This window comes from Methanohalobium sp. (genome assembly GCF_046546175.1).
GTDB lineage: Archaea > Halobacteriota > Methanosarcinia > Methanosarcinales > Methanosarcinaceae > Methanohalobium.
Genome location: NZ_JBKGYF010000085.1, coordinates 1 through 7042, shown reverse-complemented (window position 1 = coordinate 7042; position 7042 = coordinate 1). Strand labels below are relative to the sequence as shown.

Annotated in this window: 10 protein-coding genes and 1 pseudogene; 3 read left to right on the top strand and 8 right to left on the bottom strand. The window is 36.7% G+C overall.

The genetic code is table 11. The features are described from left to right. The 4 genes and pseudogenes from ACLFMM_RS08350 to ACLFMM_RS08335 all read right to left on the bottom strand — a co-directional run. Positions 1 to 425 (bottom strand): annotated as a pseudogene (locus tag ACLFMM_RS08350) (class II fructose-bisphosphate aldolase); the annotation flags it as partial. Positions 426 to 475: 50 nt separating this feature from the next. Beyond that, positions 476 to 967: a tRNA (N6-threonylcarbamoyladenosine(37)-N6)-methyltransferase TrmO gene (tsaA, locus tag ACLFMM_RS08345; RefSeq protein WP_410808279.1), complete on the bottom strand. Its 492-nt coding sequence runs from the start codon at positions 965 to 967 to the stop codon at positions 476 to 478. Positions 968 to 1010: 43 nt separating this feature from the next. Continuing rightward, on the bottom strand, positions 1011 to 1403 hold the full coding sequence (locus tag ACLFMM_RS08340) for an FmdE family protein (RefSeq protein WP_410808278.1): 393 nt from the start codon (positions 1401 to 1403) through the stop codon (positions 1011 to 1013). Continuing rightward, a complete protein-coding gene (locus ACLFMM_RS08335) occupies positions 1366 to 1587 on the bottom strand; it encodes an FmdE family protein (RefSeq protein ID WP_410808277.1) in 222 nt (73 codons plus the stop codon). The genes ACLFMM_RS08340 and ACLFMM_RS08335 overlap by 38 nt, the downstream gene beginning before the upstream one ends. Before the next feature lie 165 nt (positions 1588 to 1752). Here ACLFMM_RS08335 and ACLFMM_RS08330 point away from each other — a divergent pair, with 165 nt between their 5' ends. After that, entirely contained in the window at positions 1753 to 2250 is a 498-nt protein-coding gene (locus tag ACLFMM_RS08330) for a toprim domain-containing protein (RefSeq protein ID WP_410808276.1), read from the top strand. 6 nt (positions 2251 to 2256) lie between these two features. Here the strand turns inward: ACLFMM_RS08330 and ACLFMM_RS08325 are convergent, their stop codons facing one another. The 3 genes from ACLFMM_RS08325 to ACLFMM_RS08315 form a co-directional block, all read right to left on the bottom strand. Further along, positions 2257 to 2631 (bottom strand): DUF356 domain-containing protein, encoded by a 375-nt coding sequence (locus tag ACLFMM_RS08325; protein ID WP_410808275.1) that lies wholly within the window; start codon positions 2629 to 2631, stop codon positions 2257 to 2259. Between the two features lie 105 nt (positions 2632 to 2736). After that, positions 2737 to 3558: a pyrroline-5-carboxylate reductase gene (proC, locus tag ACLFMM_RS08320; protein WP_410808274.1), complete on the bottom strand. Its 822-nt coding sequence runs from the start codon at positions 3556 to 3558 to the stop codon at positions 2737 to 2739. Between the two features lie 86 nt (positions 3559 to 3644). Then, positions 3645 to 4151, bottom strand: a complete 507-nt coding sequence (locus ACLFMM_RS08315; RefSeq protein ID WP_410808273.1) for a multiprotein bridging factor aMBF1 — start codon at positions 4149 to 4151, stop codon at positions 3645 to 3647. Positions 4152 to 4357: 206 nt separating this feature from the next. Between ACLFMM_RS08315 and ACLFMM_RS08310 the strand changes: the two genes are divergently transcribed. Then, positions 4358 to 5683, top strand: a complete 1326-nt coding sequence (locus tag ACLFMM_RS08310) for a proteasome-activating nucleotidase (RefSeq protein ID WP_410808272.1) — start codon at positions 4358 to 4360, stop codon at positions 5681 to 5683. A 203-nt stretch (positions 5684 to 5886) separates the two neighbouring features. Continuing rightward, a complete protein-coding gene (locus tag ACLFMM_RS08305; protein WP_410808271.1) occupies positions 5887 to 6204 on the top strand; it encodes a DUF2551 domain-containing protein in 318 nt (105 codons plus the stop codon). A 373-nt stretch (positions 6205 to 6577) separates the two neighbouring features. Here the strand turns inward: ACLFMM_RS08305 and ACLFMM_RS08300 are convergent, their stop codons facing one another. Beyond that, positions 6578 to 6823, bottom strand: coding sequence for a transcriptional regulator (locus ACLFMM_RS08300; protein ID WP_410808270.1), 246 nt, complete (start codon positions 6821 to 6823; stop codon positions 6578 to 6580). Positions 6824 to 7042: the final 219 nt, after the last annotated feature.

Genomic DNA, 7042 nt, shown 5'->3' with positions numbered 1-7042 from the left:
CAGGAATCGATTTGAGCTTTTACCAGTTTTTTGGTGTTTTCTATATCGTTACTGTCACCCTTTTTAATAACTATATGGTCGGCGTGCAGGGACCAAATATCATGTCCTACATCCTTCGCGGCCTGATAAGTCTGTTCTGAGAAATCAGACGGATATAAACCTGTGTATCCGTTTTCCAGATTACATTCAGACCTTGCAAGTTCCAGAATGATAGGAGCATCTGCATCTTTAGCCGCACGCAGGATTCCCCTTGTAACCAGACCGATCCTAGGGTTTGCAGCCATTACAATGGTTTTCTGATTTTTAAGGGTATTAAAAATAAAATTACTGGGTTTTGGGTCATATTCACTTTCGAGCATCCTGTTGCAATAATCTCTGAACTGTTCAGAAATGTCACATATCGGTTCAAATTCCTCATCTGTCATAATTTACCCTCGTATTCAAATAGTTTAAATTTAATGTTATATCTTATTAATTATTCTATGAACCTATTATCGGCTCTGCTTGTTTCAACTTTATGTATGTTGTCCTCCAGCCACCCGATTTTAACGTCTTCATAATCCCCCACTCCCATTTCTGGTACATAGGGTTTGATATCCAGAAGAGGAGTACCATCGACGATATCCACATCTTTAATATATATTATGTTTTTAACAACACTTACAACACGAACTATGGAGATACCAATAGGATTTGGTCTTTTCGGAGCTCTTGTTGCGAATAATCCATGCTCTTTGGAATCCATGAACGGTTTAACAATCAGGGAATAGTCACTTGATAGGTGGAAATGGTATACCAGATATACATGAGAAAAACCTTCTAGGTCTTTTAATCCCTGTTCATATTCAGAATATACTTCTACATAACCTTCTACACCCTTTGCTCCGGCAGGTTGTATAGGAACGCCTTCTTGTTCTTTAAAACCTGTGTGGATTATTCCTATTGGCTGGTATGTTATTTCATTCATTACCTCCTTATATGAAGAGATTGTATATTTTTTTTTTGCAACCTTATTTTTTGGAACAGGGAAGGCAAACATTTTGATTGTTGTTGGTTGTTACTCTGGAGGACATTACACCCTCTCCGCATTCATCACACACAACAGTTTCAAATATCTGTGCTTTCTGAGGAGGTTCAATTGAGACATCTTCTATGTCAAACAGTTCATTTTCAGGAGCTTCAAGTATGTTGTTGGTTTTCAGCTCATGGAGATTTCTGAATTCATTAACTTCTTCATCAGTTGCACTGTTTTCCTGCAATTTTTTAAAAATCTCTAGGTGGCGCTCATCTACAGGGTCACTTTGCGGTTTGAGTGCAATTCTTAATCCTTTAGAGTCCCCTCTTTTTATGAATGTGTATACATGTTTACCATACATCCCTGAATACAAAGTTTCCTTTTCCAAAAGTGCACCTTGTCTGTGATTGTATAGCATCTACAGCACATGAATTGTTTTCTACAATAGCAACCAGTTCTTCATCTTCTGAACGGTTTTTGAATTTGTCAAGGGCTATCTGTGCTGCTCTATATCCAATAGCAAGTCCTGGACACTGATGGCCATGAAATTCTACTGCTTTTTCAAAACTCATTTCTTTTCACCTTTTATTATTAAATTTGGTTTATTATGAATCAAATGTTTTAATATTTTTTCCTGTGACATTTAATAACCATGAAATTTAATAACCATGACGTTTATACTGTTAAGTGTATATCAGTTTTTCAAATTATACATATTCATCAAAACATTGGTTGATATGAACAATCAAAACAACAACCTGAAAACTTCTATTTTTGAATACAGGAAACATCTAGAGCAAGTTGAAGAAATCCTTGATGAATTGTTTCAGCATTCTCATAATGGGGATATTTTTGTAGTGGAAGGTAAACGTGATATTCGTTCACTGAAAAAGCTTGGAATCGATGGAGATATAGAAACGGTATCCAATAAATCGATCTTAAATTTTTCAGAAGATATTGCGTATACCGGTAAATGTGTGATAATATTAACAGACTGGGACCGCAGGGGCGAAATTCTTGCTTCCAGGTTGTCAGAATACCTGCAAACACTTGATGCTGACTATGACATTGAGATACGTGAGCAACTAAAGTCTTTAGTAAAAAAAGAAATAAAAGATATTGAAAGCCTGTATACTTACGTTATGAAATTACGGAGTATAGCTGGAACTACATCTGATTTCACGGATTTTACAGATGAGTTTGGTTACTATGTTTACCACCCGTTCGGCTGGTGAACCTAATCAGAAATACAGAAGTTTTGATTCGCTCTTGGATTTAAAACTCCTGTCAAATACTGGATAATTTTTGGATTTATTAATCAGTTCATTGTATGCATCGTGTCTGGGACTGACAATTACAATGTGTGCCGGTGGATGTATTTTTTTCAATCTATTAATCACCGCACCAGCGTTGTCATTTAGCTCTACGAGTGCAGCAGAGTTGCATCTGGATTTCAGAGGAACTTTCAGGACGCTTACAAGAAGATGGTCGGCATAATCCGGTTCTAAACGTTTAGGTTTTGTCTGGAACTGAAATTTACCGTATTGCTCCAAATCGTGTAGGGCAATTTTTACCTTGTCTGTATTATCCCCTCTAATTACTGCAAATGATTTCATTCTCCCCACTTCCACAATAATGAAACACCTTTTGTCATTTATTTACCACTTTATTATTAGCTTTCACTATAATAATCTTTGCCTTACTGTTATAAATTATTTGCATCAATCTTTTTTTCCAAGTTCTTTTGACCGTCTGGATGATTCAATAACAGCATCCATGAAAGCAGACCTTATACCATGTTCTTCAAGTTCATGGACTCCCCGTATTGTAGTACCACCAGGTGATGTTACCATGTCTTTGAGCTCTGCAGGATGGTTTTCAGTTTCAAGGACCATTTTTGCTGCACCGAGTACAGTTTGTGCTGCAAATGTCAGGGCATTCTTGCGGTCCAGCCCTTCATATACTGCACCATCCGCCATGGCTTCGATAACTGGGAATATAAAAGCAGGCCCACTTCCAGAAACACCTGTAAAAGCATCCATCAGATACTCTGGTATAACACGTGCGGTTCCAACAGTTTTAAAAATTTCTAGTGTAACATCAACATCTTCATTTGTAGTGTTTTCACCGGGACAGATGGCAGAGGAAGCTTCACCAACAGTCGCAGCAATGTTTGGCATAACTCTTATTAATTTGGTACCTGAATTGAGCTCATCATCAATTTCTGATATAGGGACACCTGCTGCAATGGATATAAGCAGTTTGTTTTCAGTGACGTCGTCTTTTATCCCTGCAAGTACCGTTCTTATAATCTGTGGTTTTACAGCAAGTATTATTATATCGGAGTTCATAACGGTTTGCTTATTGTCAGTGGAAACTTTGATTCCCAGTTCCTCATGCAATTTTTCAAGTGACAGGTCGTATATATCACTGGCATATACATTACTGCTGTCAACAATTTTTGAATTAATAATTCCATGTATAAGGGAACTTCCCATTTTGCCTGTTCCGATGATTCCTATTTTTTTGTCTTTCAATCCCATATCAATACCTTTTATGTTTAAACGAAAAAGATTCCGTAAAAATGATTGAAGGGTAGAAGCCCAAAATAAAGTTTTTGATAATCCATTTATTCACGTTTTATTTTTACAATATCGCCAAGTGTAGTGTTTTTGGATGCACTATCACCATCCATATCGATATCTTCCACTTTCTCGGTGAGCTGTAAGTTGAGGGTACGTTCTAGCTTTTTGCGGACAGAGTCTTCTGGTACAATTTCTCCACGTTCTATTTTTTTTATAAGTGACTCCTTTTCTTTTATTTTTGCAGCCAGTTCTTCCTGTGTCCATTCAAGTTGTTCCCTTTTATCCCTTATGATTTGGTCGTAACCCTCTACAAGTTCATATGTAGGTCCTTCAAACTTGGATTTTGTGGGATAAGGTTTTTTTTCGGTTTTCTTCGGGGCTGTTTTTTTACCTGATACCTGTTGTTTCGGTTGTGTTTTAGTATCAACACTGGTACCATACTGCGCACATTTTGAACATACTTCAAGTTCGCTTCCTTCGATATTTACTTTAGTAGGTCGACCTTTAATTTCTGTGCCACATATTTCACATTGTGCTTGCGTTGTTTGCATTTCGTATCAACTCTACAAACGTTATCAAAATCCACTGAAAAAGGATATATAACGTATATATTTAAATAGTGATCGGAGCTTAGAGCGATATTAATTATTAAATAATAAAAATATAACCCACTGATAAATCTAATCATCATGATTTTTTGTTAGGAACCATTCGAAAGGGATATATATCGTCCAATCTTATATAATAATAGAGCTTTATGAGTGAGACTACTAATGGAAATATGGATGATAGTAAATACGAAATCACCGAAGAAAACATGAATGAAAATAATTATAAATACAAATTCGATGAAGATGAAAACGAAAATGAATATCTGACTGAGTTCGAGGGGGACTTTTCCAAATATTTATTGGACCGGATGAAGCAGCTTGAGTATCGAAATAACCGTCTTAATGAACAGTACAATCAAATAGAGTCAGAAAAACGTTATGTAGAAAATCAAAAGCTCAAATATGAACGAGAAGTTCGAAAATTACAGGCTGAAATAGACCGCTTAAAATCATCCCCATTGATTATAGGAACCGTGATGGATATACTTGACAATGGTAAAATACTGGTACGAAGTAGTACCGGTCCACAGTTCATGGTCAGTATGTCCAAGTATCTGGAAGATAAAGAGATTGAACCCGGGTCAATGGTAGCACTCAACCAGCAGACATTTGCAGTTGTGGATGTTGTTCAGTCCACAGAAGAACCAATGGTTTCTGCTATGGAAGTTATCGAATCCCAGCAAGTGGATTATGACCAGATAGGCGGGCTGGATGAACAGATAAAGGAAATAATTGAGTCAGTCGAATATCCACTTACAAAACCGGAATCATTTGCCCGTGTTGGAATCTCTGCTCCAAAAGGGATTTTGCTTTCAGGATCACCAGGGACAGGTAAAACACTGCTTGCAAAGGCTGTAGCCCATAGAACAGATGCTACTTTCATCAGGGTAGTTGGTTCAGAACTTGTTCAGAAATATATTGGTGAAGGAGCGAAACTGGTGCGTGAAGTCTTTGAAATGGCACGCAAAAAGGCACCGAGTATAGTTTTCATCGATGAACTAGATGCTATAGCTGCCAAACGTTTAAATGATACCAATGGAGCAGATAGGGAAGTGCAGAGGACACTTATGCAGTTGCTGGCAGAAATGGACGGCTTCGATGAAAGAGGAGAGGTACGAATTATAGCGGCGACTAACCGGTCAGATGTACTTGATCCAGCAATACTGAGACCGGGTCGATTCGATCGGGTTATTATGGTACCAATGCCGGATGCTGAAGCCAGAGAAAATATTTTGCAGATACATGCAAGGAACATGTCTGTTTCTGATGATATAGATTTCAAGAAAATTGCAAAACTTACAGAAGGGGCAAGTGGTGCGGACCTGAGTGCCATAGCAATGGAAGCCGGGATGCTTGCAGTACGTGATGATAAAGACTCTGTAGGGGCTGATCAGTTCTTAACAGCTGTAGACAAGGTTATGAATTCTGGTAGAAAACCCATTGAAAAGCAGCCAGAGGGGATGTTTGGTTAAAACCTCTCTGGGTTTTTTATTTTTTCTGTATTTAATTTAAAATATCTATGTCAAACATCAAAAATAAATATAACAACCTCGTAAACTGGAATTAACTATTTATAACAACCTAGTTTTATATTTAATATACTGAACTGTTTTACATACAGTTATTTATACCATAGATAGCTAATATAATATATCCAGCTGTATGGTGATGTTTCATGGATTCTATACAACTTAAAATCAAACAGCGTTTGCAGAAGTTCATCGAAAAAGATGAAGAGGGTGTTCGCAGTAATATTTTATGCGTTTTTTTAAACAGTAATAAATTAACTATTGATGATTTGTACTCGATTATAACTACAAAGTATAATATATCTCGGAATTCAGTTGCGTCTTTGGTTGGATACATACAATCCAAACTCGGAATTATCCAGTCATATAAGAAGGATTACAAATCACCTACAGTCTATTATTTAAAAGAAAAATATGCATTTATCATAAAACTGGTTCTCAAACAAAAATTTGCATTGGATTGATACTATTTTTTAGTTTTATAAAATTGAAGGTGGAAAACCCCTTATGTCTTTACTTTAGCATAGAATCAAATCGTAGATTTATTGCGAGTTTCATTTCTTTGAAATGAAACATGGGGATCAATACCTTTTAATCATATTTAATTATATTTAATTATATATATCATATATTGTAATCGATTAACCAAAATTTCAACATAAACACCTTCGGAACGAGGGATGGATCCTGTAGACTTGTTTCCAGTCATCTTAAATTAATGGATTTAGGGTGAGGAAAAAGATGAGACAGGAAGCACTTAAAATCAAAGATTTAAACTTGTCCTTAAATTTGTAATTTAAGGATCCAATTGGTTTCTAGCCAATTTGAAGTTCACATCTAACCAATTAATGAATGAGCCCATCCGGAACCATCACAGGCTCTGCAGGGTTTCCCGGATTCTATTCTATCTGCACCATTACCATCGCACCATGCACAATTGTTTGCTGGCTGTGCTACCAGTATGCTCCCTTCTCCGTCACATATCCTGCATGGACGATCATGGGCACCGCTGTCTTCACCTGTACCATTGCACCATCCACAGGTTTCCGGACTGTAGCTAATATTTAAATATGCATTGCTCATTTACTATACCTTCTTATTAGAATATGAATTAACCGCATTTGTAGGTTTCCCATATAGAGACTTAGTATTTCCTGGTGTTTTTAGGTTATTGAGACCATCAAATTATCTTATCGCTTTAAAAACGTAACTATTTTTTCATCTTTACTGAGCACCGCATGAGCTACGCTCATGCAGTATTTATAGGTTAGAAGAAGATGCCAGTCCATGAAATATCGTTAC

Bases quoted from the DNA above. Each gene is read 5' to 3' on its own strand.
- proC (WP_410808274.1), bottom strand. From the start codon at position 3,558: ATGGGATTGAAAGACAAAAAAATAGGAATCATCGGAACAGGCAAAATG.
- ACLFMM_RS08300 (WP_410808270.1), bottom strand. From the start codon at position 6,823: ATGAGCAATGCATATTTAAATATTAGCTACAGTCCGGAAACCTGTGGA.
- tsaA (WP_410808279.1), bottom strand. From the start codon at position 967: ATGAATGAAATAACATACCAGCCAATAGGAATAATCCACACAGGTTTT.
- ACLFMM_RS08335 (WP_410808277.1), bottom strand. From the start codon at position 1,587: ATGAGTTTTGAAAAAGCAGTAGAATTTCATGGCCATCAGTGTCCAGGA.
- ACLFMM_RS08325 (WP_410808275.1), bottom strand. From the start codon at position 2,631: ATGAAATCATTTGCAGTAATTAGAGGGGATAATACAGACAAGGTAAAA.
- ACLFMM_RS08310 (WP_410808272.1), top strand. From the start codon at position 4,358: ATGAGTGAGACTACTAATGGAAATATGGATGATAGTAAATACGAAATC.
- ACLFMM_RS08330 (WP_410808276.1), top strand. From the start codon at position 1,753: ATGAACAATCAAAACAACAACCTGAAAACTTCTATTTTTGAATACAGG.
- ACLFMM_RS08305 (WP_410808271.1), top strand. From the start codon at position 5,887: ATGGATTCTATACAACTTAAAATCAAACAGCGTTTGCAGAAGTTCATC.
- ACLFMM_RS08315 (WP_410808273.1), bottom strand. From the start codon at position 4,151: ATGCAAACAACGCAAGCACAATGTGAAATATGTGGCACAGAAATTAAA.